Origin of the sequence: Pseudomonas fluorescens (assembly GCF_018614655.1) — a bacterium.
In the GTDB taxonomy this organism is placed as follows: Bacteria; Pseudomonadota; Gammaproteobacteria; order Pseudomonadales; family Pseudomonadaceae; genus Aquipseudomonas; species Aquipseudomonas fluorescens_BX.
Window position 1 is genome coordinate 148,767 of record NZ_JAGGOG010000002.1, and the last position, 25,081, is coordinate 173,847.

Annotated in this window: 24 protein-coding genes and 1 pseudogene; 12 read left to right on the forward strand and 13 right to left on the reverse strand. The window is 59.6% G+C overall.

The window, feature by feature from the left end:
* Positions 1–24: 24 nt before the first annotated feature.
* On the forward strand, positions 25–645 hold the full coding sequence (locus J7E41_RS01475) for a TetR/AcrR family transcriptional regulator (protein WP_214989644.1): 621 nt from the start codon (positions 25–27) through the stop codon (positions 643–645).
* A 136-nt stretch (positions 646–781) separates the two neighbouring features.
* Here the strand turns inward: J7E41_RS01475 and J7E41_RS01480 are convergent, their stop codons facing one another.
* The 3 genes from J7E41_RS01480 to J7E41_RS01490 all read right to left on the reverse strand — a co-directional run bounded on the left by J7E41_RS01480 (position 782) and on the right by J7E41_RS01490 (position 2,611).
* A complete protein-coding gene (locus tag J7E41_RS01480; protein ID WP_214989645.1) occupies positions 782–1,795 on the reverse strand; it encodes a phasin family protein in 1,014 nt (337 codons plus the stop codon).
* A 12-nt stretch (positions 1,796–1,807) separates the two neighbouring features.
* Positions 1,808–2,230 (reverse strand): phasin family protein, encoded by a 423-nt coding sequence (locus J7E41_RS01485; protein WP_214989646.1) that lies wholly within the window; start codon positions 2,228–2,230, stop codon positions 1,808–1,810.
* A gap of 105 nt (positions 2,231–2,335) precedes the next feature.
* On the reverse strand, positions 2,336–2,611 hold the full coding sequence (locus J7E41_RS01490) for a polyhydroxyalkanoic acid system family protein (protein ID WP_214989647.1): 276 nt from the start codon (positions 2,609–2,611) through the stop codon (positions 2,336–2,338).
* Positions 2,612–2,754: 143 nt separating this feature from the next.
* Between J7E41_RS01490 and ubiE the strand changes: the two genes are divergently transcribed.
* The 11 genes from ubiE to J7E41_RS01545 all read left to right on the forward strand — a co-directional run bounded on the left by ubiE (position 2,755) and on the right by J7E41_RS01545 (position 13,002).
* On the forward strand, positions 2,755–3,525 hold the full coding sequence (ubiE, locus tag J7E41_RS01495) for a bifunctional demethylmenaquinone methyltransferase/2-methoxy-6-polyprenyl-1,4-benzoquinol methylase UbiE (protein ID WP_003209306.1): 771 nt from the start codon (positions 2,755–2,757) through the stop codon (positions 3,523–3,525).
* The gene (locus tag J7E41_RS01500; RefSeq protein ID WP_214989648.1) at positions 3,525–4,148 is read left to right on the forward strand and encodes a ubiquinone biosynthesis accessory factor UbiJ; all 624 of its coding nucleotides are present in this window, start codon (positions 3,525–3,527) and stop codon (positions 4,146–4,148) included. The genes ubiE and J7E41_RS01500 overlap by 1 nt, the downstream gene beginning before the upstream one ends.
* A complete protein-coding gene (ubiB, locus tag J7E41_RS01505; protein ID WP_214989649.1) occupies positions 4,145–5,749 on the forward strand; it encodes a ubiquinone biosynthesis regulatory protein kinase UbiB in 1,605 nt (534 codons plus the stop codon). Before J7E41_RS01500 ends, ubiB begins: the two co-directional genes overlap by 4 nt.
* Positions 5,750–5,814: 65 nt before the next feature.
* Positions 5,815–6,207: a phosphoribosyl-AMP cyclohydrolase gene (gene hisI, locus J7E41_RS01510; protein ID WP_155582909.1), complete on the forward strand. Its 393-nt coding sequence runs from the start codon at positions 5,815–5,817 to the stop codon at positions 6,205–6,207.
* A gap of 2 nt (positions 6,208–6,209) precedes the next feature.
* Positions 6,210–6,542: a phosphoribosyl-ATP diphosphatase gene (locus tag J7E41_RS01515; protein ID WP_149411274.1), complete on the forward strand. Its 333-nt coding sequence runs from the start codon at positions 6,210–6,212 to the stop codon at positions 6,540–6,542.
* A 25-nt stretch (positions 6,543–6,567) separates the two neighbouring features.
* Entirely contained in the window at positions 6,568–6,846 is a 279-nt protein-coding gene (locus J7E41_RS01520; RefSeq protein WP_214989650.1) for a twin-arginine translocase TatA/TatE family subunit, read from the forward strand.
* Positions 6,847–6,856: 10 nt separating this feature from the next.
* On the forward strand, positions 6,857–7,294 hold the full coding sequence (gene tatB, locus J7E41_RS01525; RefSeq protein ID WP_214989651.1) for a Sec-independent protein translocase protein TatB: 438 nt from the start codon (positions 6,857–6,859) through the stop codon (positions 7,292–7,294).
* Positions 7,291–8,082, forward strand: coding sequence for a twin-arginine translocase subunit TatC (gene tatC / locus J7E41_RS01530; protein WP_169357484.1), 792 nt, complete (start codon positions 7,291–7,293; stop codon positions 8,080–8,082). Before tatB ends, tatC begins: the two co-directional genes overlap by 4 nt.
* A complete protein-coding gene (locus J7E41_RS01535) occupies positions 8,079–8,786 on the forward strand; it encodes a 16S rRNA (uracil(1498)-N(3))-methyltransferase (protein WP_214989652.1) in 708 nt (235 codons plus the stop codon). The genes tatC and J7E41_RS01535 overlap by 4 nt, the downstream gene beginning before the upstream one ends.
* Positions 8,787–9,009: 223 nt before the next feature.
* Positions 9,010–10,926 carry a methyl-accepting chemotaxis protein gene (locus J7E41_RS01540; RefSeq protein WP_214989653.1) on the forward strand — a complete coding sequence of 639 codons (1,917 nt, stop codon included), beginning with the start codon at positions 9,010–9,012 and terminating at the stop codon, positions 10,924–10,926.
* A gap of 171 nt (positions 10,927–11,097) precedes the next feature.
* Positions 11,098–13,002, forward strand: coding sequence for a methyl-accepting chemotaxis protein (locus J7E41_RS01545; RefSeq protein ID WP_214989654.1), 1,905 nt, complete (start codon positions 11,098–11,100; stop codon positions 13,000–13,002).
* Between the two features lie 4 nt (positions 13,003–13,006).
* Here the strand turns inward: J7E41_RS01545 and J7E41_RS01550 are convergent, their stop codons facing one another.
* The 10 genes and pseudogenes from J7E41_RS01550 to J7E41_RS01595 form a co-directional block, all read right to left on the reverse strand.
* Entirely contained in the window at positions 13,007–13,741 is a 735-nt protein-coding gene (locus J7E41_RS01550) for an amino acid ABC transporter ATP-binding protein (RefSeq protein WP_088423043.1), read from the reverse strand.
* Entirely contained in the window at positions 13,734–14,693 is a 960-nt protein-coding gene (locus J7E41_RS01555; RefSeq protein WP_214989655.1) for an amino acid ABC transporter permease, read from the reverse strand. The genes J7E41_RS01550 and J7E41_RS01555 overlap by 8 nt, the downstream gene beginning before the upstream one ends.
* A 139-nt stretch (positions 14,694–14,832) precedes the next feature.
* The gene (locus tag J7E41_RS01560; protein ID WP_214989656.1) at positions 14,833–15,630 is read right to left on the reverse strand and encodes a transporter substrate-binding domain-containing protein; all 798 of its coding nucleotides are present in this window, start codon (positions 15,628–15,630) and stop codon (positions 14,833–14,835) included.
* A 220-nt stretch (positions 15,631–15,850) separates the two neighbouring features.
* Complete coding sequence (locus J7E41_RS01565; protein ID WP_214989657.1) at positions 15,851–16,651, reverse strand: transporter substrate-binding domain-containing protein; 801 nt, start codon at positions 16,649–16,651, stop codon at positions 15,851–15,853.
* 220 nt (positions 16,652–16,871) lie between these two features.
* Positions 16,872–19,462, reverse strand: a pseudogene (gene mdoH / locus J7E41_RS01570) (glucans biosynthesis glucosyltransferase MdoH).
* Complete coding sequence (locus J7E41_RS01575) at positions 19,455–21,215, reverse strand: glucan biosynthesis protein (protein ID WP_214989659.1); 1,761 nt, start codon at positions 21,213–21,215, stop codon at positions 19,455–19,457. Before J7E41_RS01575 ends, mdoH begins: the two are co-directional and overlap by 8 nt.
* A gap of 267 nt (positions 21,216–21,482) precedes the next feature.
* A complete protein-coding gene (dtd, locus tag J7E41_RS01580) occupies positions 21,483–21,920 on the reverse strand; it encodes a D-aminoacyl-tRNA deacylase (protein ID WP_214989660.1) in 438 nt (145 codons plus the stop codon).
* Positions 21,917–22,888, reverse strand: coding sequence for a prolyl aminopeptidase (pip, locus tag J7E41_RS01585; RefSeq protein ID WP_214989661.1), 972 nt, complete (start codon positions 22,886–22,888; stop codon positions 21,917–21,919). The genes dtd and pip overlap by 4 nt, the downstream gene beginning before the upstream one ends.
* 103 nt (positions 22,889–22,991) lie before the next feature.
* Positions 22,992–23,927: an alpha/beta hydrolase gene (locus J7E41_RS01590; RefSeq protein WP_214989662.1), complete on the reverse strand. Its 936-nt coding sequence runs from the start codon at positions 23,925–23,927 to the stop codon at positions 22,992–22,994.
* A gap of 155 nt (positions 23,928–24,082) precedes the next feature.
* The gene (locus J7E41_RS01595) at positions 24,083–25,030 is read right to left on the reverse strand and encodes a choline ABC transporter substrate-binding protein (protein ID WP_214989663.1); all 948 of its coding nucleotides are present in this window, start codon (positions 25,028–25,030) and stop codon (positions 24,083–24,085) included.
* Between the last annotated feature and the right edge of the window lie 51 nt (positions 25,031–25,081).

Consider the following 25,081-nt stretch of genomic DNA (forward strand, 5'->3'; position numbering starts at 1 on the left):
TCACCGATCACCTAAGAAGACTGGATGAAAACCCGCGACCGTATCCTTGAATGTGCCCTGCAGTTGTTCAACCACAAGGGCGAACCGAACGTGTCAACCATGGAGGTGGCCAATGAAATGGGGATCAGCCCCGGCAACCTCTACTACCACTTCCATGGCAAAGAACCGCTGGTGCTCGGGCTGTTCGAGCGCTTTCAGGGGGAACTGGCGCCGTTGCTTGATCCGCCAGCGGACGTGCAATTGGCACCCGAGGATTACTGGCTGTTTCTGCACCTGATCATCGAGCGCATGGCGCACTATCGGTTCCTGTTCCAGGACCTGTCGAACCTGGCGGGCCGTCTACCAAAATTGGCCAAGGGCATTCGCAACCTGCTGACTGCACTGAAGCGCACGCTGGCCTCGCTGTTGGCACGGCTCAAGACCGAGGGGCAACTTGTCAGTGATACCCAGGCGCTGGGGCAACTGGTGGAGCAGATCACCATGACTCTGCTGTTTTCCCTGGACTACCAGCGGATTCTCGACCGCGAAGGCGAGGTACGAGTGGTGGTGTACCAGATCATGATGCTGGTGGCGCCGCATTTGGTGTTGCCGGCGAGGCAGGCAACGGAGAGGTTCGCGCTGCGCTATTCGGATGACGCGCAATAAAAATGTGGGAGCGGCGGTGCGAGCAAGTCGAATCGTCGCACCGCCGCTCCCACATTGGTTATGTATTGTGCCGTGGACCGCATCCACAAAAACGCCCGACCTTCACAGGCCGGGCGTTTTTGTGTGTCCCGTGAAATCAGGACTGACTGGAAGGCGTCGGGGTGGCCGACGATGCAGTCGAGGTGGCGGTGGTCGGTGTCGGCGCAGAGACCGAGTTGGTCGATGGAGCCGAGGTTGCCGGCTTGGCCGCAACGGCTGGCTTGGGCGCAGCAGGCTTCTTGGCTACGGCGGGCTTCTTGGCTACAACGGGTTTTGCCGCTGGCTTGGCGGCTGCTGGCTTGGCAGCCGGTTTAGCGGTGGCTGGCTTGGCTACAGGTTTCGCAGCGGCCGATTTGGCAGCAGGTTTGGCGGCTGCAGTTTTAGCAGCTGGCTTGGCGGCCGGCTTGGCTACCGTCTTCGCTGCAGGTTTAGCTGCGGGTTTAGCAGCAGGCTTGGCAGCGGCTTTAGCGGCCACTGGCTTAGCGGCAGGCTTGGCAGCCGGTTTGGCAGCTGCAGATTTGGCCGCTGGCTTGGCTGCAGGTTTAGCTGCGGCTTTTGCGGGTGCCTTGGCCGCAGGTTTGGCAGCCGGCTTGGCGGCAGCTTTTACCAGGGGTTTGGCTGCGACTTTCGCGGCAGGTTTGGCCGCCGCGGTTTTAGCCGCAGGTTTAGCGGCAGGTTTGGCGGCTGCGGTTTTCACCGGAGTCACTTTGGCACCGGTGAGTTTTTCGATTTGCTTGGTCAGGGTATCGACCTTGCTGTGCAGCGCTTTCACTTCTGTACGGCTAGGTACGCCCAGTCGCGAAATGGCACTGTTGAGGCGCTTGTCCAAAGCTCCTTCGAGCTCACCCCAAGTACCCAGTACCTGTTTCTTCGCATCACTGATGCGCGAACCGGCGGTCGCCTTGGCAGCAGTAACTTTTTTACCGACTGCGCTATTGGCGACTTTCTCGGCCTTCTCTCCGTCTTTAACCAAAGTCTCAAAGAGTTTACTACCGTCACTGTCGATCTTCGAGTAAACGCCTAAACCGGCCAGCCAGATCTTGCGGGAATATTCTTCAACTTTCCCGACCCACGAGCTGCCTTCTTTCTGAGTAGTCTTTTTAACAGCCATCCCGATGTCTCCTTAGTGTTTACGCGCGACACGTTCGAGCAATGCCGTCAGCTCTTCGAGCTTAGCAGAGAGTGTCTCCACGTCATGTTTAGACGCAATGCCGATTCGATTCAAGGCACTTGCAACACGAGTATCAAAAGCTTTTTCAACTTTATCCAGCTGAACTTCTACCAGACCTTTGATAACGCGGGCATTACTCTTTACATGGTCAATCTGACTGCTGGTGGCATCAAGTTGTTCAGTTGCAACTTTTTTACCTTTACTTTCAACATGTTGCCCGGATTTAACCAGGTCTTTGAAATACTCGCCGCCCTCGCTTCCGACCTTTGCGTAGGCACCAAGACCCGCCAGCCAGATCTTGCGGGCATAGGTTTTAACGTCACTCAGAACGGCGGTCTGGGTGTCGATTTTTTTCTTCAAAATAACTTTGGCCATGGTGCACCTCACGCATAAACGGGTGGAGGAACTGCCCACAGGAGTTGAGGGCTCAGGCACAAAGTAGGCAGAAAAATTAGAAACGGCACCCTAAGCAGGTCGGTATCAAGCCAGGGCCTTATCCAAAGCCTTCTCGATTTCGGACTTGATGCTGCCGCTCATGGCCGACATCAACAGGCCCAGTTCAACGTCGATACGCAGAGAGTCTTCCGCTACTTTCAGGGTACCTTTTACCCCCGAGCGCTTGAGGTTCAACGTGTCGCCGGACCACGACGGCTCCAGGCCATATTGATCCTTGAGTTTTTTCGCCAACTTGTCGGCCTTGGCCCGGGCAGCTTCTTTACCAAGAGTGTGGGCACGCTCAACGTGTATACGGGCCATTGCAATGACTCCTCTTTATAGAGACTTGAAAACCTTCCATGCGGCAAAAGGTCTCGGGGATGGCCTATCTTACCTTCACCCTTGCCAAGACAAAGCATGCCCTGGGGATTAGAATGCCCCCATTCTCTTTTGGTGACAGCGATATGACTGATCAGCGCAAAGGCAGCGATGCCGAACCCACCACTCACTTCGGCTTCAAGAACGTCCCGGAAAGCCAGAAAGCGGAAAAAGTCGCTGAGGTGTTCCACTCGGTGGCGGCCAAGTACGACCTGATGAATGACGTGCTGTCCGGCGGCATGCACCGCCTGTGGAAGCGCTTCACCATCGAGTTGTCCGGCGTACGCACCGGTAACCGCGTGCTGGATATCGCTGGTGGTACGGGCGATCTGGCGGCCAAGTTCTCGAAACTGGTTGGCCCTACCGGCCAAGTGGTACTGGCCGACATCAATGGCTCGATGCTCAAGGTCGGGCGCGATCGCCTGCTGGACAAAGGCGTGGCCGGCAACATCGAGTTCGTCCAAGCTGACGCTGAAAAGCTGCCGTTCCCGGACAATCATTTCGACTGCGTGACCATCGCCTTCGGCCTGCGCAATGTGACCCACAAGGAAGACGCGCTGCGCTCCATGCTGCGGGTGCTCAAGCCCGGCGGTCGCCTGCTGGTGCTGGAGTTCTCCAAGCCGACCAACGCGTTGATGTCCAAGGTCTACGACACCTACTCGTTCGCCTTCATGCCGCTGATGGGCAAGCTGATCACCAATGACGCCGAAAGCTACCGTTACCTGGCCGAATCGATCCGCATGCACCCCAACCAGGAAACCCTGAAGTCGATGATGGTAGAAGCCGGTTTCGACCGTGTGACCTACCACAACATGACCTCGGGTATCGTCGCCCTGCACCGCGGTATCAAGCCCTGATGCTGTTCGCAGGCCTGCTCGCCAGCGTTGAACACGGCCTCAACCGTGTCCTGCGCCTGGACAGCACCGCCCTGGCGCGGCTGGCGCATTTGAACGGCAAGATCATCGCCGTCGACTGCAGCAGCCCCACCTTGCAGCTGTTTATCCTGCCCAGCGATGAAGGCCTGCTGCTGGCAACCCAATGGGCCGCCGATGCCGACTGCACCCTGCGCGCGTCCGCGTCCAACCTGTTGCGCCTGGCGTTGAGTCGTGACAAAACGGCGATCCTCCACGGCCCGGACGTCATGCTCGAAGGTGACAGTACGGTGCTGATGGACCTGGCCGCCGTGCTGCAGGACCTGGAGCTGGACTGGGAATACGAACTGTCCCGCTGGCTCGGCCCGGTCGCCACGCAACTGATCAGTGGCCACCTGCGTAGCCGCACACGCTGGTACCAGCAGGGCTTCGCCAGCCTGAACCAGAACCTTGCCGAATACCTGAGCGAAGAATCGCGCACCCTGGTCGGACAACGGGAGGCCGAAGCGCGCTTTCGTGAACTCGACCAGGCCAAACTCGACCTGGAACGGCTTGAGGCGCGCTTCGAGCGCCTGAGCCAATCCCTTGATTCAAGCGATAAAGCATGAAGCTGCTTGCCGTCCGCCGTTTGTTTCGTATCCAGCGCGTCGTAATCCGCTACCGCCTTGATGACCTGCTGTTCGCACTGCCGCTGCCATGGTTTTTGTTGGCGGTGCGCTATGTACTGCCGTGGCGCTGGTTCCCGCGCAAGACCCTGGACTTGAGCCGTGGCGCCCGCCTGCGCCTGGCGTTGCAGGACCTTGGGCCGATCTTCATCAAGTTCGGACAAATCCTGTCCACCCGCCGCGACCTGTTGCCCGAAGACATCGCCGACGAACTGATGCTGTTGCAAGACCGCGTACCGCCGTTCGATTCGCAGCAGTCGGTCAAGCTGATCGAAGAGCAACTGGGCAAGAAGATCAGCGAAGTCTTCAGCCGCTTCGACATCGAACCTCTGGCCTCGGCCTCGGTGGCCCAGGTTCATGCCGCCCAGCTCAAGACGGGCGAAGAAGTGGTGGTCAAGGTGATCCGCCCGGGCCTCAAGCCGATCATCGGCCAGGACCTGGCATGGCTGTTCATCCTCGCCCGCGCCGCCGAACGTTTCTCCGCCGATGCGCGCTTGCTGCACCCGATGGACGTGGTCGCCGACTACGAAAAAACCATCTACGACGAACTCGACCTGCTGCGCGAAGCCGCCAATGCCAGCCAGCTCAAGCGCAACTTCGAAGGTTCGCCGCTGCTGTACGTGCCGCAAGTCTATTGGGACTGGTGCCGCCCAAAAGTGCTGGTGATGGAGCGCATCTACGGCGTTCAAGTCACCGATCTTGCGACCCTGGCCGACCAGCGCACCGACATGAAAATGCTCGCCGAGCGCGGCGTGGAAATCTTCTTCACCCAGGTGTTCCGCGACAGCTTCTTCCACGCCGACATGCACCCCGGCAATATCTTCGTCAGCACGGTGAGCCCGTGGAGCCCGCAGTACATCGCGATCGACTGCGGGATCGTCGGCAGCCTCACGCCGGAAGACCAGGATTACCTGGCCCGCAACCTGTTCGCCTTCTTCAAGCGCGACTACCGCCGCGTGGCGCAACTGCACATTGATTCGGGCTGGGTGCCGGCTGAAACCAAGCTCAACGAGTTCGAAGCGGCAATCCGCACCGTGTGCGAGCCGATCTTTGAAAAACCGTTAAAAGATATTTCCTTCGGCCAGGTGTTGATGCGCCTGTTCCAGACCGCCCGGCGCTTCAATATGGAAGTGCAGCCGCAACTGGTCCTGCTGCAGAAAACCCTGCTGAACATCGAAGGCCTGGGCCGTCAGTTGTACCCGGACCTGGACCTGTGGAACACCGCCCAACCGTTCCTCGAACGCTGGATGCGCGAGCGAGTCAGCCCGAAAGCCCTGCTGGGCAACCTGCAAAGCCAGGTCGAGCAGCTGCCGCACCTGGCCAACATGACCCGCGACCTGCTGGAGCGCATGTCCCAACCCCACGCCAAGGACCCGGCGCCGCCGTGGCACAAGCGTCGAGACGACTGGTTCCTGCGCCTGTTGGGCGCCGCCCACCTGACCGGCGGCGCGATCCTCGCCGCTGGCGGGCCGCTGAACGAGTTGGGCCACTGGCCGGCGGGGATCATGGTCGCCGTGGGTGTGTATCTGATCGTGCGCCGATAGCCCGTCCGGTTATACACTGTCGTAAATCGCCGAGGCTAGACAGGGCCCGGTTGTCGGAGTCGAACATGAAAGACTGGCTGGACGAGATCAAGTGGGACAGTGACGGCCTGGTGCCGGCCATTGCCCAGGACTACAAGACCGGGCGCGTGCTGATGATGGCCTGGATGAACCGCGAGGCCCTGAGCCTCACCGCCGCCGAGAACCGTGCCATCTACTGGTCACGTTCGCGTGGCAAACTGTGGCGCAAGGGCGAAGAGTCCGGGCATGTGCAAACCCTGCACGAGATGCGCATCGACTGCGATGCCGATGTGGTGATCCTCAAGGTCGAGCAGATCGGCGGTATTGCCTGTCACACCGGCCGTCACAGTTGCTTCTATCGCGTGTTCGAGAACGGCGAGTGGAAGACCGTCGAGCCCGTGCTCAAAGACCCGCACGCAATCTATTCGGCAGGACACTGAACATGACTGACACCCTGAACCGCCTGGCCCAGGTGCTGGAAGACCGCAAAGGCGCGGCCGCCGACAGTTCCTATGTCGCCAGCTTGTACCACAAGGGTCTGAACAAGATTCTGGAAAAGCTTGGCGAAGAATCCGTCGAGACTATTATTGCTGCCAAGGACGCACAAATCAGCGGCGACTGCAGCGATGTGATCTACGAAACCGCCGACCTGTGGTTCCACAGCCTGGTGATGCTTGCCCAACTGGGGCAGCATCCACAGGCCGTGCTTGATGAACTGGACCGTCGCTTCGGCTTGTCCGGGCACACTGAAAAGGCCTCGCGCCCGTCCGCCTGAATAAACTTTAGAGAGGAATTGCAGCATGGGCATTTTTGACTGGAAACACTGGATCGTCATTCTGGTAGTGGTTGTACTGGTGTTCGGCACCAAGAAGTTGAAGAACCTGGGCACCGACGTCGGCGAATCCATCAAGGGCTTTCGCAAGGCCATGAACGACGACGAAAAACCGGCCGACCCTGCCGCCAGCCCGGTTCCACCGGCGCAGCCTGCGCACCCGCAGGCCGCTCAGCCGATCACCGAGCGTCGCACCTTCGACGTGCAGGCCGAGAAAGTCCAAGAGCCGACCCGCAAAGACTCGTGAGCACTGACTAATGTTTGGTATCAGCTTCTCTGAACTGCTGCTCGTCGGCCTCGTTGCCCTGTTGGTGCTGGGGCCGGAACGCCTGCCCGGTGCCGCACGTACGGCCGGCCTGTGGATCGGGCGCCTGAAACGCAGTTTCAACGCCATCAAACAGGAAGTTGAACGGGAAATCGGTGCCGACGAGATTCGCCGGCAACTGCACAACGAGCACATTCTGTCGTTGGAACAGGAGGCACGGAAGATTCTCTCTCCGGTGCAGGAAACGCCCAAGCCGGTTGAACCCATGGCCGAGCCCTCCATTGCACCACCCGTTGCGCCAACGCCGACACCGGTTGTCGAACCCGTGCACGCCGCAGAGCCTGCACCCGCCGGCCCGACAGAACCCGCGCCGGCGCCCGCTACAGCGCCCGCTCCCCACGACCCTACATTGCCGCCGCGAGCCCCATGAGCGCTGATAAACCGGAAAACGACCAGCACATGCCGCTGGTCTCGCACCTCACCGAGTTGCGCACCCGCCTGCTGCGGTGTGTCGCGGCAATCTTCGTGATCTTTGCCGGGCTGTTTGCCTTCACCCAGCAGATCTACACCTTCGTCTCCACGCCGCTGCGCGACTACCTGCCGGTCGGCGCGACGATGATCGCCACCGATGTGTCGTCACCGTTCCTCACGCCGTTGAAGCTGACGATGATGGTCTCGCTGTTTCTGGCTATCCCGGTGATCCTGCATCAGATCTGGGGCTTTATCGCGCCGGGCCTGTACAAGCATGAGAAGCGCATTGCGGTGCCGCTGCTGGTCTCCAGCATCCTGCTGTTCTACACCGGCATGGCCTTCGCCTACTTCCTGGTGTTCCCGCTGATCTTCAAATTCTTCGCTGCCGCTACCCCGGCCGGTGTGGAGATGATGACCGACATCACCAGTTACCTCGACTTCGTGATGACGCTATTCTTCGCCTTTGGCGTGGCCTTCGAGATTCCGGTGGCCGTGGTGCTGCTGGTGTGGATCGGTGTGGTCGACGTCAAATACCTGCGCAAGATCCGCCCGTACGTGATCATCGGCTGCTTCGTGGTGGGCATGATCCTGACCCCGCCGGACATCTTCTCGCAAACCTTGCTGGCCGTACCGATGTGGATGCTGTTCGAGATTGGCATCCTGTTTGGCAGCCTGGTGAGCAAGCGCGGCGAGCACCCGGATGACCAACCCGCCGACGACGACCAGCCGCCAGCGACTCAGCCGTGAACCTGCTGCTGCTTGAAGAGGCCGACTTTATCGCGGCCGACCGGGTGATCCTGCGTGATCGGCGCCTGGTGCATATGCAGGAAGTTCATCGTGCGGCAGTGGGCGACAGTCTGCGGGTCGGCCGGATTGGCGGGTTGATGGGCAACGCTGAGCTGCTGCGCCTGGAAGCCCATGAAGCGGAACTGCGGGTCAACCTCGATCAGCCGCCACCGACGAAACTGCCACTGACCCTGCTGCTGGCCCTGCCCCGCCCGAAAATGCTCCGTCGCGTCCTGCAAACCGTGGCCTCCATGGGCGTGCCACGGGTGGTGCTGGTCAACAGCTATCGGGTGGAAAAGAGCTTCTGGCAGACGCCGTTCCTGGAGCCCGACGCGGTTCGTGAGCAGTTGATTCTTGGCCTGGAACAAGCCCGAGACACAGCACTGCCAGAGATCATCATCGAAAAGCGCTTCAAGCCCTTCGTCGAGGACCGTTTGCCTGCCTTGGCCCAAGGCACGCTCGGCCTGATCGGCCACCCTGGCGACTATCCTCCCTGCCCTCGTGGCCTGGATGAGCCCGTAACCCTGGCCATCGGCCCGGAAGGCGGCTGGATCCCCTACGAGGTGGATCTACTGACCAAAGCCGGCTTACAGCCGGTGCAGCTTGGGGCCCGGATCCTGCGGGTCGAAACCGCCGTCACCGCACTGCTCGCCCGCCTTTTCTGACCACCACAGGGACAATAATCCCCCTTGCCCGCGTTGGGCTGCGCAGCAGCCCTGAAATCAGTCACGCGATCCTGCCTGAAATACTTCAACCACTTGAGGGCCTGCTTCGCAGCCCAACGCGGGCAAGCCCGCTCGCCACAGAATCTTTAGCGCCTACAGAATCCCGCGCTCCTGCCGATAGCCTTTGGATAAGTCCAAGCCTTGTTCAAAGGGAGTTCGCAGCATGTATCGTTGGTTAGCCGAGAATCTGGGAAATGTGAGCGTCAATCGCAAGCTGGGCATAGGCTTTGGCCTGGTGTTGGTATTGACCTTGTTGATCAGCTTCACCGGCTGGACCGGCCTTGGCGGCGTGATCAGCCGGGGGGACAAGCTGGGCTTTATCTCCAGCCTCAATGAGCTGACCCAGGAATTGCGTCTGGCGCGCCTGGACTATGAAATGCGCCGTGGCGAACAAGGACCGGCGGCAGTCAACGACTTGCTGGGCCAATTGGACAGCGGCCTGAAAACCGCTCGCAGCTTGATCGAACAGCCGGCCGATATCGCCCTGATCGATGAGCAATTGGCCGCTGTTGATCAATACAAGCGTGCGTTTACCACTATGACCCAGGCGGGTGCCAACCGCGAAGACGCCCGCAGCAAGCTCGGGAATACGGCCGACAACGCGGTGCTCAAGATAGGTGAGGTCGAGAAGTCGCTGCTGCAAGGCGACAGCGTCAGCCAATTCAACAACGTGGTCGACCTGAGCAAGCTGATTCAGCAAGCACGCTTCCAGGTGCGCGGTTATACCTACAGCGGCAAGGTTGAGGCAGAACAGCCGGCCCTGGACGCCATCGACAACGCCCTGAAGAAAATCACCAGCCTTAACGGCCAATTGCCGGAGCAATACCAGGCCAACCTGCAACAGGCCGGCGTATCGCTGCAAGCCTACCGCGCCGCTGTCAGTCAGTACCGAGACTCACAGGTAGCCAGCACGGCGGCGATGAAAGTCATGGCCGAGCAAGGCAATATCCTGCTGGATCACAGTAAAAAACTCACCACCTCGCAAACGGTGGTCCGCGATACCGACACGGCACAGGCCAAGAACCTGTTGCTGCTGGCCACCGCCCTGGCGCTGGTCTTCGGCATAGTGGCGGCATGGGCTATCACTCGGCAGATCGTCATTCCGCTGAACCAGACCCTCAAAGTCGCCGAGCAGGTGGCTTCTGGCGACCTGAGCCACAACCTGACGTCCCTGCGTCGTGATGAACTGGGCCAACTGCAACGAGCCATGCAAAGCATGACCGTGGGCCTGCGGGAATTGATTGGCGGCATCAGTGATGGCGTCACCCAGATCGCCAGCGCTGCCGAGCAACTGTCGGCGGTTACCGAACAGACCAGTGCAGGGGTCAACAGTCAGAAAGTCGAGACCGACCAAGTGGCAACCGCCATGAACGAAATGGCCGCCACGGTACAGGAAGTCGCGCGCAACGCTGAAGAGGCATCCGAAGCCGCCGTCGCCGCTGACCAGCAGGCTCGTGAAGGTGACAAGGTGGTCGGCGAAGCCATCGCGCAGATTGAGCGGCTGGCCAGCGAAGTGGGTAATTCCACCGAAGCCATGGGCCACCTCAAGCGCGAAAGCGACAAGATCGGCAGTGTGCTGGACGTGATCAAGTCAGTAGCCCAGCAAACCAACCTACTGGCCCTCAACGCGGCCATCGAAGCCGCCCGCGCAGGGGAAGCCGGGCGTGGCTTCGCGGTGGTCGCCGACGAGGTCCGCAGCCTGGCCCAGCGCACCCAAAAGTCCACCGAGGAAATCGAAGAGCTGATTATCGGCCTGCAAGCCGGCACCCTGCAGGTGTCGACCGTCATGGACAACAGCCGTGGCCTCACCGACAGCAGTGTCGAACTGACTCGCCGGGCCGGCAGCGCCTTGAAAAACATCACCCGCACGGTCTCGGCGATCCAGGCGATGAACCAGCAGATCGCTACCGCCGCCGAGCAACAAAGTGCCGTGGCCGAAGAGATCAACCGCAGCGTCCTGAACGTGCGCGACGTTTCCGAACAGACCTCCGCCGCCAGCGAAGAAACTGCCGCCTCCAGTGCCGAATTGGCTCGGCTGGGGGTCTACCTGCAAACCCTCGTGGGCCGTTTCAGGACCTGAACCCTCGCGGCGGCCATCATGGCTGCCGCCCTGACAACTTGTGAAGTTTCCTACACGTTTTTCAGGTCACGGATTACACGCCTCGCGCCGAATAGAAGTAGCGTTTCAACTCCCCTGACCCGCGTCAGCCGGATTGTCGAAACGCTCTCTTTGATTCGTTGGAGGCTCACCATGTTTCGTCCACTGACCGGCGTATTAGGCAACACCAGCGTCACTCTCAAACTCATCCTCGGTTTCGCCCTGGTATTGGCGCTGAGCCTGGCTATCGCCCTGACGGGCTGGCAAGCCTTGAGTGCTTCACTCTTTCGCTCGCAATCTTTGACCATCCTGTCTCAATTGGCCGTGACGGGCGAAGAACTGCGGGCTGACCGGATTGTCTATCGCACCCTGAATGACCCGGCAAGCCTGACCAGGATCGGTCTGCACATGGAGAAAATAGACAGTTATTTGGCCGCACTTTCCGATCGACTGAAACACCCGGCCAGCCTGCGGCAGATACAAGACTCGAGCCGCCTGACAACCAGTTTCAAAACCGCCCTGAATGGCCTGCCCAATCTGATTGAACAACGTGAAAACGCACGTGAGCGGCTCAAACGCGCCTCCGTCCAAGCCAGTGACACCCTCGCACAGTTGGCCAGCGATCTACCCAACCAGGACGATGAGAAGGCGCTGGACGCTATTGAACACCTGCGTCAGGCCATGGAAAAAGCAGAAGACAGCGCCCAGAGCCCCGCTTGGGCAGCCGCCTCACTGGATGACTATGCCCAAGCCGTCACCGACACACTCCAGGCACTCGACAGCGCACTGGCCGTAGTGGCGACGCTGCCGGTAGACACAACGGCGCTTAAAAGCGCCGAGGCCGACTACCGCACCCAACTGGCCCGGCTCAAGGACGCTCAAGTCACCACCGAAACTACCCAGAATCAACTGGAACAATGGCTGGATCAATTGCTCAAGCAGAGCGACCTGCTGAGCCAGTACCAGACCGAACAACGTGACAAAGAAGCCGACCTGGCTCGTACACTAATGCTCAATGTCACCGCTGCCGCCCTGCTGATGGGCGCCCTGGCCGCGTGGCTGATCTCCGGGCAAATCGTCACACCGCTGCGCCATGCCCTGTTGAGCGCCAACCGGATTGCCCAAGGAGACCTAAGCCACGACATTCAAACCACACGCCGGGATGAATTGGGCCAGCTGCAACGCAGTATCGGGCAAATGACCGTCAACCTGCGGGGCTTGATCGGCGGCATCAGCGACAGCGCCCGCCAGATAGCCAGCGCCGCCGAACAATTGTCTGCCGTCACCAAACAGACCCGCAGCGGGATCAACGACCAGAAACAGGAAACCGAACAAGTCGCCACCGCGATGAACGAAATGCTCGCCACCTCCCAGGAAGTCGCGCGCCATGCGGAACAAGCCTCGGCGGCTGCCACCGAAGCTGACCGGCAGGCGGGCATGGGTGATCAAGTCGTGGCTGAAGCGATTGCCCACATCGAGCATCTGGCCCAGGAAATGGCCCGTTCAAGCCAGGCCATGCAAGGTTTGAAACAGGAAAGTCAGAAGATTGGCAGCGTATTGGAGGTGATCAAATCCGTCTCGGAACAGACCAATCTGCTGGCGCTCAACGCGGCCATCGAAGCGGCTCGCGCCGGCGAGGCGGGCCGGGGGTTTGCCGTGGTAGCTGATGAAGTCCGCAGCTTGGCGCAACGTACGCAGCAATCAGCCGAAGAAATCGAAGAGCTGATTGGCAGCTTGCACAGGGGTACGCAGCAGGTTGCGGATATCATGGATAACAGCCGCAACCTCACCGACAACAGTGTCGAACTGACTCGCCGCGCGGGGGACGCCCTGTCCAGCATCACCCACACCGTGTCGGTGATCCAGGAAATGAACCCACAGATCGCCGCCGCCGAGGAGCAAACAGCCGTCGCCGAGGAAATCAATCGCAGCGTGCTGAAGGTCAAGGATGTGTCGGAACAGAACTCAGCCGCGAGTCAGGAGACCGCCGACGCCAGTGTGGAACTGGCGCGGCTGGGAGCGGAGTTGCAGGTGTGGGTGGGCAAGTTCAAGGTGTGACCTGTTATAGGACCTGACGCAAGAACGCCTGGGCTCGCGGATCCTTCGGCGCATCGAAGAACTGCGCCGGAGCGGCGTCCTCCAGCAGCTTGCCGTGATCGAAGAACAGCACCCGGTCCGCCACTTCCCGGGCAAAGCCCATTTCGTGGGTCACGCAGACCATGGTCATGCCTTCCAGGGCCAGGGTCTTCATGACGTCCAGCACTTCGCCGACCATTTCCGGGTCCAGCGCCGAGGTGGGCTCGTCGAACAGCATCACCTTGGGTTCCATAGCCAGCGCCCGGGCAATGGCCACGCGCTGCTGCTGACCGCCGGAAAGCCGCGACGGAAACTCATTGGCTTTCTGGGCAATCCCGACCTTTTCCAGCAAGGCCAAGGCCTTGGCTTCACGCTCTTTCTTGCCGCGCTTGCGCACGACCTTTTGCGCCAGGCAGAGGTTTTCCAGCACGGTCATGTGTGGGAACAGGTTGAAATGCTGGAACACCATGCCGACTTCACGGCGGTAGGCGTTCACATCGGTTTTCGGGTCGGCCAATTGCAAGCCGTCAATGCTCACCGAGCCAGAGTCGAACTCCTCCAGGCCATTGAGGCAGCGCAGGAAGGTCGACTTGCCGGAGCCGGAAGGACCGATCACTACCAACACTTCGCCCTTGGCCACTTGGGTGGTGACGTTATCTACCGCACGGACCACGTGCCCACGGGTGTCGAAGACTTTTACCAGATCGCGGACTTCAATCACTTTGCGCGAGCCTCCGCTCAAGCCGGCTGGCGATTTTCGACAGCGGCAGGTTGATCAGCAGGTACAGGCCTGCCACGCAGAACAGAATCTCAAACGGCGAGAACGAGGTGGTGATCACTTCGCGTCCGCTCTTGAGCAGTTCGGTAATGGCGATGACCGACACCAGGGAGGTGTCCTTCACCAGACTGATAAATTGCCCGGCCAGTGGCGGCAGCACACGCTTGAGCGCTTGCGGCAGTACCACATGACGCATCGACTGGCCGGCACTCAGGCCCAGGGATCGGGCAGCTTCACCCTGGCCACGGGCAATCGACTGCACCCCGGCACGGATGATTTCCGCCACGTAGGCACCGGTAAACAGCGACAAAGCGGCGATCCCGGCGAATTCTCGGGACAGGTTCAACACCGTGCCGATGAAGAAGTAGAAAATGAAAATCTGCACCAATAGCGGCGTACCGCGCACCAGTTCAACGTAGATCGTCGATAAATCCCGCAAGGTCGGGTTACTGGACAAACGACACAAACCGGTGGCCAGGCCAATCGCCAGGCCCAGAACCCCGGAAACCACCGACAACCATAGCGTGGTCCACAAACCCCACATCAGCGGGCCTAGCGCCCAATGCCGGTTCACACCCACCACATCGCCTTCGGCCACGTCGTCGCCGCGCGCTACTTGCAGGCTATTGTCGGCAACGCTCAGGTGCTGTTCGACGCCAGCGTCGTTACGCAGGGTGACTTCGGCCACATCGCCTTTGCGTACCAGTTCAACGACGGTGGAAATATCCGCCGCCCGCTGGGACTCTTCGGCCTGATAGACGAAGTACTGTGGCACGCGGTTCCAGCGCCACTCGTAGGACATCAGCGAGGTGGCGTAATACAAGGCGCCAGCCAGGCCAACCAGCACGACCACCGTTAGCAGGTGCCAGGGCCATTGGGCTTTTTTCTGTTTCATTGCGGGTTCCGGGATTTATGTCGCCTGTCAGGCCGCCTTCGCAGGCAAGCCAGCTCCCACCTTGATCGATGTCCATCCTGAGAACTCGGTCAAATGTGGGAGCTGGCTTGCCTGCGATGAAAGCGACGCGGTGTTAGCTTTATTCCATGTCCTTGAGCCACTCGGAGCTCTTGAACCACTTGTCATGAATGCGATCGTAGGTGCCGTCGTTACGGATCTGGTGCAGGAAGTTGTTGATGAAGTTGATGCTGTCGTAATCACCTTTCTTCAAACCGAATGCCAGGGGTTCGAAGGTGAACGGCTCGTCAAGGAACACCAGCTTGCCATTACCTACCTTTTTCTCCGCGACCACGTTGTATGGCGCGTCATAGACGAAGGCATCCGCCTTACCGTTGACCACGTCGAGCACGGCTTCCTGCTCGTTGTCGTAGCCGTGGTACTTGGCCTTGGCGATCAGCTTTTTGGCGACCATCTCACCGGTGGTGCCGAGCTTGGAGGTCAGGCGGTATTTCTCGTCGTTCAGGTCTTTGTAGGACTTGATGGTGCCTTCCAATTCCTTGCGAATCAGCAGGGTCTGGCCGACGACGATGAAGGGTTCGCTGAAGTTCAGGCGCAGGTTGCGCTCCTGGGTCAGGGTCATGCCGCTGCCGATCATGTCGAACTTGTTGGTCAGCAATGCCGGGATGATGCCGTCATAGCCGGTGGAGATCGGCTCGAACTTGACGCCCATGGACTTGGCCATGGCCTTGAGGATGTCGACTTCAAAGCCGATGATTTCACCGCGTTTGTTGGTCATCTGAAAGGGCATGTAGGTCGGGTCCATGCCGACTTTCAGTGTCCCGCGCTTGACGGCATCATCGATGGCTCCGGCGTGGGCCGCATTGACCGCCACCAGCGCCGAGACGCCAAGCAGCAGCATCGAAAGATACTTTTTCATCATCAAGTCCCCTGAACTCATTTTATTGTGAGGTCGGCGCGCAAAGGGCTGCACCATTTCGGGGTGCGATGCTAACCCACTCGCTCAATAGCACAAAGGTCTAGCCCACGTTTGTTGGCGGATATGACAGAAAAAGCCCACAAATACGGCGAAGACCGCGTGGGTAGACCGTTCGCCGTGATCGCTCAAGACTCTTCATATGTGTAAGTAGTTATGACCTTCAATCAATTTCCGCCAGCCAATCCGTGTCCTTGAACCACTTGTCGTGCAGGCGATCGTAGGTGCCATCCTGGGCAATCTGGTTGAGAAAGTGATTGATCCAGTTGAGGCTGTCGTAATCGCCTTTTTTCAGGCCAAACGCCAGGGGCTCGTAGGTGAACGGTTGCTCCAACGCCAACAGTTGGCTGTTTTGCGCCCTGGCGATGGCGATCAGGTTATAGGGCGCGTCATGGATAAAGGCGTCGGCCTTGCCCTCGACCACCTGGCGAACACCCTCTTCCGGTGTTGGAAAACTGTTCAGTTGTGCAGTGCCAAGAAACCGTTTGGCCGCCGCCTCCCCTGTGGTGCCTTCGGTTGCAACGATCCGATACCCCGCTTCGTTCAAGTCTTCGATGCTACCCACCTTGCCTGCCAACCGAGGATGAAACAGTACCGTCTGCCCGACGATGATGAACGAATCACTGAAATTGAGCGCGAGGTTACGCTCCTGGGTCACGGTCATGCCGCTGCCAATCATGTCGAACTGATTGGCCATCAACCCCGGAAGCAAGTCCGTGTAAGCCACCGTTACCAACTCCAGCTTCACCCCCAGGGACTTGCTCATCTCTCGCAGCAGATCGATTTCAAAACCGACGACACGGCCCCGCTTATCGGTCATTTCGAAAGGCACATAAGTGGGATTAGTCCCGACTTTCAGCACCCCACGCCGGACGGCCTCATCAATCGCACCCGCCAGCGCCAGGCCGCCGTGGGAAAGCACAACAATGCCAAGCAGCAGCGCCGACAAATACCTTTTGATCATCAAATGCCCCTATTCCATTAAGCACTCGCGCACCTGTCCCCGCACCCTCAGTGCAAAACAGGAAAAGACGAGTCAGATTTTGGGGGCGATCCTAACCCACTCCCCTGCCGGGAAGTACGGGCCAGACGAGGGACTTTTGTTTCGAAATAACAAGGGGTTGGCGCAATGCAACAGAAGGGAAAAACACTGTAGGAAGGGGCTATCGAACGCCCCCGAGACGCTAGCTCGGGGGCGTCAGATTCAGGCTGGCAGGGCCTGGGACGACTGCGGTTTCAGGGGCAGCAATGGCGCATGCGGGTCGGCCTTGACCGAGGTACGCCAAGCCGCCAGCCATTCGGCGTTACCTTCGCTCCAGACCTGTTCATGCAAGCGAGCCAGGGCGACCGGATCGCTGAGCAAGGCCAGGCGCTCGCCGTTGTTGAGGCCGGCGGGGCCGACTTTCAACGCATGACGAACACGCTCGATGCGCAGCCACTCAATCGGCTCGGCCTGACCATGACGGGAGGTCGCCAGGGCGCAGGCCAAGGCGTTTTGCTGAGGGTCGACCACCGCCCGCACAAAGCCGTCATTGAGCGCGTGCCAACGGTTTTCGTGGGTGTATTGGTCAGTCGACAGCAGCGCCTGCGGCGGGTTGTACTCCTCAGGGATCAGAAACAGGCTCTCGTCGCGAGACTTGAGACCCAGCTTGACCCGACTGGAGATCACCGACACCGGGATCGACAGCATCAGCGAGCCGACAATCGGCACCAACCACCACAAGAAGCTTGGGTTCAACCACACCACCAACAATGCCCAGAAAAAACCGAGCAAGGTTTGTGGGCCGTGACGCTTGACCGCTTCACTCCATGGTGTGGAGTCGTCGTCACGCTGCGGCGAGTTCCAGGTCGCGGCCCAGCCGAGGAACGCGGCGAGCACAAAGCGGGTGTGGAAAATCATCCGCACCGGCGCCAGCAGCATGGAGAACAACATCTCCAGCAGCATCGACAGGGTCACCTTGAACTTGCCACCGAACTCTTTCGCGCCCTTGGCCCAGATCAAGATGATGCTCAGCAATTTAGGCAGGAACAGCAGCACGATGGTGGTGGAGAACAGCGCCACCGCCTTGTCCGGGTGCCATTGCGGCCACAGCGGGTACAACTGCCGTGGGGCCATGAAGTACTGCGGCTCCATCAGCGTGTTGACCGCCAACAGTGCCGTCGACAGCACCAGGAAGAAGAACCACAGCGGCGCCGACAGGTACGACATCACCCCGGTCAGGAACACCGCACGGTGCACCGGGTGCATGCCCTTGACCAGAAACAGGCGGAAGTTCATCAGGTTACCGTGGCACCAGCGACGGTCACGCTTGAGTTCATCCAGCAGGTTCGGCGGCAGTTCTTCGTAGCTGCCCGGCAAGTCATAGGCAATCCACACGCCCCAGCCGGCACGGCGCATCAGCGCGGCTTCAACGAAGTCGTGGGAGAGGATCGCCCCCGCAAACGCGCCTTTACCCGGCAACGGCGCCAGGGCGCAGTGCTCGATAAACGGCTTCATGCGGATAATGGCGTTGTGCCCCCAGTAGTGGGATTCACCCAACTGCCAGAAGTGCAGGCCTGCGGTGAACAGCGGGCCATAAACGCGAGTGGCGAACTGCTGCATGCGCGCATACAGGGTGTCCATGCCCGACGCCCGTGGCGCGGTCTGGATGATCCCTGCGTCCGGCGTGGCTTCCATCAAGCGCACCAGGCTGGTCAGGCATTCGCCGCTCATTACGCTATCGGCGTCGAGGACCACCATGTACTTGTAGTCACCACCCCAACGACGGCAGAAGTCATCGAGGTTGCCGCTCTTGCGTTTGACGCGACGTCGACGGCGGCGATAGAAAATCTTGCCGAACCCACCGGCCTCGCGGCACACGTCGAGCCAGGCTTGTTGCTCGGCGATGCAGATATCGGCGTCGTTACTGTCACTGAGGACGAAGAAGTCGAAGCGATCCAGGTTACCGGTAGCGGCAACCGACTCGAAGGTCGCACGCAAGCCGGCAAATACCCGGGGCACGTCTTCGTTGCAGATCGGCATTACCAAGGCGGTGCGCGCTTCTTTCGCAATCGGCTCGTTACCGGCACTTTTCCCGGAGATACGGTACTTATCGTGACCGGTCAGCAGTTCCAGGAAGCCCATCAGCGCGGTCCAGAAACCGGCCGAGACCCAGCAGAACAGAATCCCGAACAGAATCAGGATGCTGGTCTGTAGGGCATAAGGCAGCACCTGGGTGGCCGTCTGCAGCAAGGTCTGATTGCGGATCTCGTCCAGGTCGACGAAGGACCAGCCCTGGTAGGGCATGATGCCTTTCATGTACCAGCCCGCGACGATGGTCTGACCGAGCATCAACACCAGCAGGATATAGCGACGAATCGAACCGACGGTGCGCCAGCGGGCAGCCGGCAACACACGTTCGTCCTTCGGCGGTGCCGGAGGATTGGTGCGACCGGTCAGGCGACGCCAGCCACGGACCAGAATATTGGTACGCCACGGCTCAGGCACCACCTTGGTCCGACGGATCGGCGGCGTGGCCTTGAGGCAGACCCGACCACTGGCGTCTAACGCCAGCATTTCGGCATCTTGCAGTTCTTCGGCGCTGTTCAGGGTCAGCCGACGGCCTACCGACGCTTGAGCCGCGTCGACAGGCGCGTCGAAGGTGCTCGACGACAGACGCTCGTGCAGTTCGGAGAAGGACGTGCAGCCCGCCAGTTCGGCGCGCTGCTCATCAGTCATCGGGAGGTGCGCCAGGTACTCGGCAAGAGTTTCTGGCTGGGCTTGTAAATTACTCATCGGCAGGCAACTGATAGCTCCAGGTCTCGCTCAGGACTTGTTCGGTCTTGTTCGGTTCTGGTGTTGTGGCTGGAGCAGCCTCTTCAGGCTGCTTGGCGTCCTTGACCTTGGCGTCTTTAGCTTCCTTGGCGTCTTTCTTGGCCTGCTTCTCGTGCTGCTTGGCCAAGACCTTGTCAGCCTTGAGCACCTGGTTTGAAGCCTTCTCGGGCTCAGGGATGACGATGTCCTGCACCAGGGCCGCACGCATCTCGGTAGGCTTGCCCGCGTCCTTGATCTTCAAGCGCAGGGTCAGGCGCCAGCCTTGGGTGTGCGGGTTGTAGCGCACGCTGTTTTCGACGATCTCGGCGTTGTCGCCGACGCTGACCTGGCTACGTACCGGAGCATCTGCCAGCAGTTTCTTGAGAGCAGGTCCCTCGAAGTCCACCAGGTAAGCCACGCTGCCATCCGGTTGGCGAATCAGGTTCGACTGCTTGACGTCGCCGGTCGAGCGCAGGGTTTGCTTGACCCAGGCGCTTTCAGGCGAGTGATAGGCCGCGTCGTCCAGGGTCCAATGCAGGCGGTAGCTGACATCCAGCGGTTTGCCTGGCTCCGGCAGTTTTTCCGGGCTCCAGAACGCAACGATGTTGTCGTTGGTTTCATCGGCGGTCGGGATTTCCACCAGGTCGACGGAACCCTTGCCCCAATCGCCCTCAGGCTCGATCCAGGCGCTTGGGCGCTTGTCGTAGTTGTCATCGAGGTCTTCGTAGTGGCTGAAGTTGCGACCACGCTGCAACAGGCCGAAACCACGCGGGTTTTCCACGGTGAAGTTGCTGACCGACAGGTGTTTAGGGTTGTTCAACGGGCGCCAGATCCACTCGCCGTTACCGGCATGGATCGACAGACCGCTGGAGTCGTGCAGTTCACGACGGTAGTTGAGGACCTTGGACGGCTGATTGGCGCCGAACAGGAACATGCTGGTCAGCGGAGCGATGCCCAGCTTGGTGACTTTGTCACGCAGGAACATCTGGGATTTGACGTCGACCACCGTATCGGTGCCTGGACGCAGGATCAGACGGTAGGCGCCAGTGGCTCGCGGCGAATCCAGCAAGGCAAAGATCACCAGGTGCTTGTCACCCGGTTTTGGACGCTCGATCCAGAACTCGGTGAAGCGCGGGAATTCTTCGCCGGACGGCAAGGCGGTGTCGATAGCCATGCCACGGGCGGACAAGCCATACACCTGATCTTTACCCACGACGCGGAAGTAGCTGGCGCCGAGCATGGTCATGATTTCGTCTTGCTTGTCGTCCTTGTTGATCGGGTACAGGACGCGAAAGCCAGCATAACCCAACTGTTCGGTAGCCTTGGGATCAACCTTGACGTCGCCGAAATCGAAACGTGCCGGATCGTACTTGATTTCGTGGACGCTATCGGCGGTGACTTCGTTGATCTTCACCGGCGTATCAAAGTGCATACCCTGGTGATAGAAGGACAGCTTGAACGGGGTTTTCTGATCGGCCCACTCGGCTTTCTCGTTGCGGAAACGAATTTTCTGGTAATCAGCGAATTTCATTTCGCGGAATTCGTTAGGCAAATTGCTGCGCGGGGCTTCGTATTTCTGCCCGGCCAGCTCTTTTGCCTTGGCCGACACATCATCCAGACTGAATGCCCACAGTTGACCGGCGCCGAACAGGCAAAACAGGGCGGAGCCCGCTACCAGTGCATTTCGTAACCGTTTGGCAGACAATTTTGGTGCATTACAGGGACTAACAATCACGAGCAACCCTCGCCGAAAACAGATCAAAAAACCAACGGCCAGCTATCTATATGCCAGGTTGGCGAGCAATGTTCCGACTCCGATGAGGCTAAATGATTCCCCAAAGGCTGTCAGACAAGGCTCTACTTAAGTCAAAAATGGACCAAACAACGCTGATCCCCGTAGCGCGCGATTATCTAGTAGGCCGCGAGACAACGCATCAGGGACAGCGAAGTATTTGTAGCGAAAACCTGTGTTTTTAGGCATTAAACGTCGTTTTTAGTACATTCAGGTCTGTAACAGGAAGGTGACTGGCCCATCATTGACCAAATGCACCTGCATATCCGCGCCAAAACGTCCCGACGCCACCGTGCCATGCAATTGTTGCGCTTGTAACAGCAGGTAGTCGAAAAGTGCCTCTCCCAAGGCAGGTGGAGCCGCCGTGGAGAAGCTGGGGCGCAGGCCACTCTTGGTGTCTGCGGCTAACGTGAACTGCGACACCAGCAGCAAACCGCCACCAATGTCCTTCAAGGACAGGTTCATCTTGCCCTCGTCGTCGCTGAACACCCGATAGTTAAGCAGCTTGTGCAGCAGTTTGTCGGCACAAGCCTGAGTATCTGAAGGTTCGACGGCCACCAGCACCAGCAAACCCTGGTCAATCGACCCCACAACCTCCCCTTCTACCTCGACCCGGGCACCTCGCACCCGTTGCAAAAGCCCTTTCATGCTTCTTCAGGCGGTAGATCAAGCAGGCGTCGTGCCATTTCACTGGCCGCACGCACCAGCGCATCGGTGATTCCAGGCTCGGAAGCCGCATGGCCAGCCTCGCGGATAATCTGCAGCTCGCTGTTGGGCCAAGCCTGATGCAACTCCCAAGCGTTATCCAACGGGCAGATCATATCGTAGCGGCCATGCACGATTACGCCAGGCAAATGGGCGATCTTGTGCATGTCGCGAATCAACTGGTTCGGTTCAAGGAACGAGTTGTTGGTGAAGTAGTGGCATTCGATACGGGCAATTGACAAGGCGCGCTGGGGCTCGGAAAAACGCTCGATCAACTGTGGGTTCGGGCACAGGCCCAACATACGGCCTTCCCAGGTGGACCACGCCTTGGCGGCGTGCATCTGGGCAATCTGGTCATTACCGGTGAGGCGTTTGTGGTAGGCACTGAGCAGGTCGTGGCGCTCTTCCTGGGGGATCGGGGCGAGGTAGTCCTGCCAGTAATCCGGAAACAGACGGCTCGCGCCAGCCTGGTAGAACCACTGAATATCCTGGGGACGGGCAAGGAAAATGCCGCGCACGATCAGGCCATGCACGCGCTCCGGGTGAGTTTGCGCGTAGGCCAGGGCCAGGGTCGAACCCCACGAGCCACCGAACAACACCCACTTTTCGATACCCAGGTGCTCGCGAATCCGCTCAAGGTCGGCCACCAGGTCCCAGGTGGTGTTGTTTTCCAGGCTGGCCCGCGGGGTGGAACGCCCGCAACCACGCTGATCGAAAGTGACAATGCGGTACAGGTTGGGATCAAAATAGCAGCGGCTGTTGGCGTCGCACCCGGCACCGGGGCCGCCATGGATGAACACAACGGGCAAACCTTCCGGGGAACCGCTTTCGTCGACATACAGCACGTGGGTCTCGTCGACGGCCAGATCGTGCCGGGCGTAGGGTTTGATCTGCGGGTACAAAGTCTGCATTGCGCGCTCCGTAAGGGGTCGAGTTCATCCCTGAGGGGACATCTATTATTTTGCCGTCTGGCATCATAAACCCGAATGGTGCAATGAGCATGTCCTTGACGCTTCAGACCTGCGTCAACAGAACCTCGCGCAGGTAGCCCAGCAGATATTCGTACAACCGATCCACCTCAGGCACCTGCCCCCTTGCTCGCAAACAGCCATGAATCAACCCTTTCCCCGGATACAACGTAGCGGCCACGCCTGCCCCCTGCAGGCGTTCGGCGTAGAGCATGCCGTCGTCGCGCAGCGGGTCGAACTGCGCCACGGCGATCAGCGCCGCAGGCAAGCCGCTGAAGTCCTCGGCCAGCAGCGGCATGGCGTAAGGTGACGGTTTTCCCGGGCCTCGCAGATAGAGCGCCAGGTAACACTCGGTGTCGCTGGTACTGAGTAGCGGCGCATCAAAGCAATCGCGCCGGGAGGGTAAGTCGGCAGCGCCGCCCAGGCCCGGATAGATCAGCACCTGGCCCCGAGGCAGCGGTTGCCGGTCATCCCGTAAACCAAGGCACAAGGCCGCTGCAAGGTTGCCACCGGCACTGTCGCCGACAACCACCTGCCGCTGGAGGTCGATCTTGTAGGGCGTTTCGCACAACTGAATGGCCTGCCAGATGGCCCGGCAATCCTCGTACGCGGCTGGAAACGGATGTTCAGGGGCCAACCGGTAGTCAATAGCGATCACTAGAACGTGTAACGCACTGGCCAGTTCAAGGCAGATGAAGTCATGGGAGTCCAGACCACCAACCACCCAGCCGCCGCCGTGCATATAAAGGATGCAGGGCCAGCCGGAGGGAGGCGTTGGTGCCGATGGTTGATAGCCGCGAACACCGATACCGGCCAAGGAAAAGTCTGACACCTGCAACCCTTCGGGCTGGCTCGGGGTGAAGGCTCGGCACATGCGGTCGTAACCCTGGCGCAAACCGGCCAGGGAGGTATCGCTGCTGGTGAAGGATTCGGTTTTTTCGATGAAGGCTGAGAGTTGCTGTGATATCGGGTAATGGGACATGAAAGAGATCGTCCTGAAGACAAAGATTTAACAGCCACCACAGATCCAATGTGGGAGCGGGCTTGCTCGCGAAGGCGGTGTGTCAGCTTGCACACGTATCAACTGATACACCGCCTTCGCGAGCAAGCCCGCTCCCACATTTTGTCCTCATTCGATCAGGGCTTGAGGCTGGCCTGTACGGCCGCTACGCCATCTTTCCCGTCAAGCGTCGTCACGCCCACCAACCAGCGCTGCAAATCCTCAGGATTATCGCGCAGCCATTGCTTGGCCACGTCCTGAGGCGTCTTGCGGTCCATGATCGGTACCATCAGTTGGCTTTCCTGGGCGGCGGTGAATGTAAGGTTTTCCAGCAGGCGGTTAACGTTCGGGCAACGTTGTGCGTAATCCGGGGCGGTGACGGTGGAAACCGTGGCCGCGCCCTCATCAGGACCGAAGACGCCTTCGCTGCCGGTCAGGTAGGCCATCTTCATATTGATATTCATCGGGTGCGGGGTCCAACCGACAAACACCACAAACTCCTTGCGATTCACCGCCCGCTGCACTGCCGCCAGCATGCCCGCTTCGCCGGAAGCAATCAGCTTGAAGCCACCGAGGCCAAACCGGTTGTCGTCGATCATTTTCTGGATATCGGTGTTGGCGCCGCTGCCCGGCTCGATGCCGTAGAGCTTGCCGCCCAATTGCTGCTTGAAGCGGGCAATGTCAGCGAAGGTTTTCAGGCCCGCATCAGAAACGTACTGCGGCACCGCCAAAGTGGCCTGGGCGTCGGACAAGCTCGGCGTATCAAATACCTTCACCTGCTTGGCCGCCAGGAACGGTGCGATGTTGTTGTCCATCGCCGGTTTCCAGTAGCCGAGGAAAATATCCAGACGCTTGTCGCGGATGCCGGCAAAGATGATTTGCTGCACGGCGCTGGTTTGCTTGCTGTCGTAGCCGAGGCCGGTGAGCAACACGTCGGCCATGCCGCTGGTGGCCACCACGTCGGTCCAACTGACCACGCCCATGCGTACGGTTTTGCAGACGGCCGGGTCAGCGGCCATGGCGTTGGCACTCAGGAGTGCGGTGCCGGTGAGGATCAACAAACAACGGTTGAACAGTCTTTTCATGAAAGAGGTCTCACTCGGCAGTTTTTATTGTCGGGGATGGCGTCTGAAGCG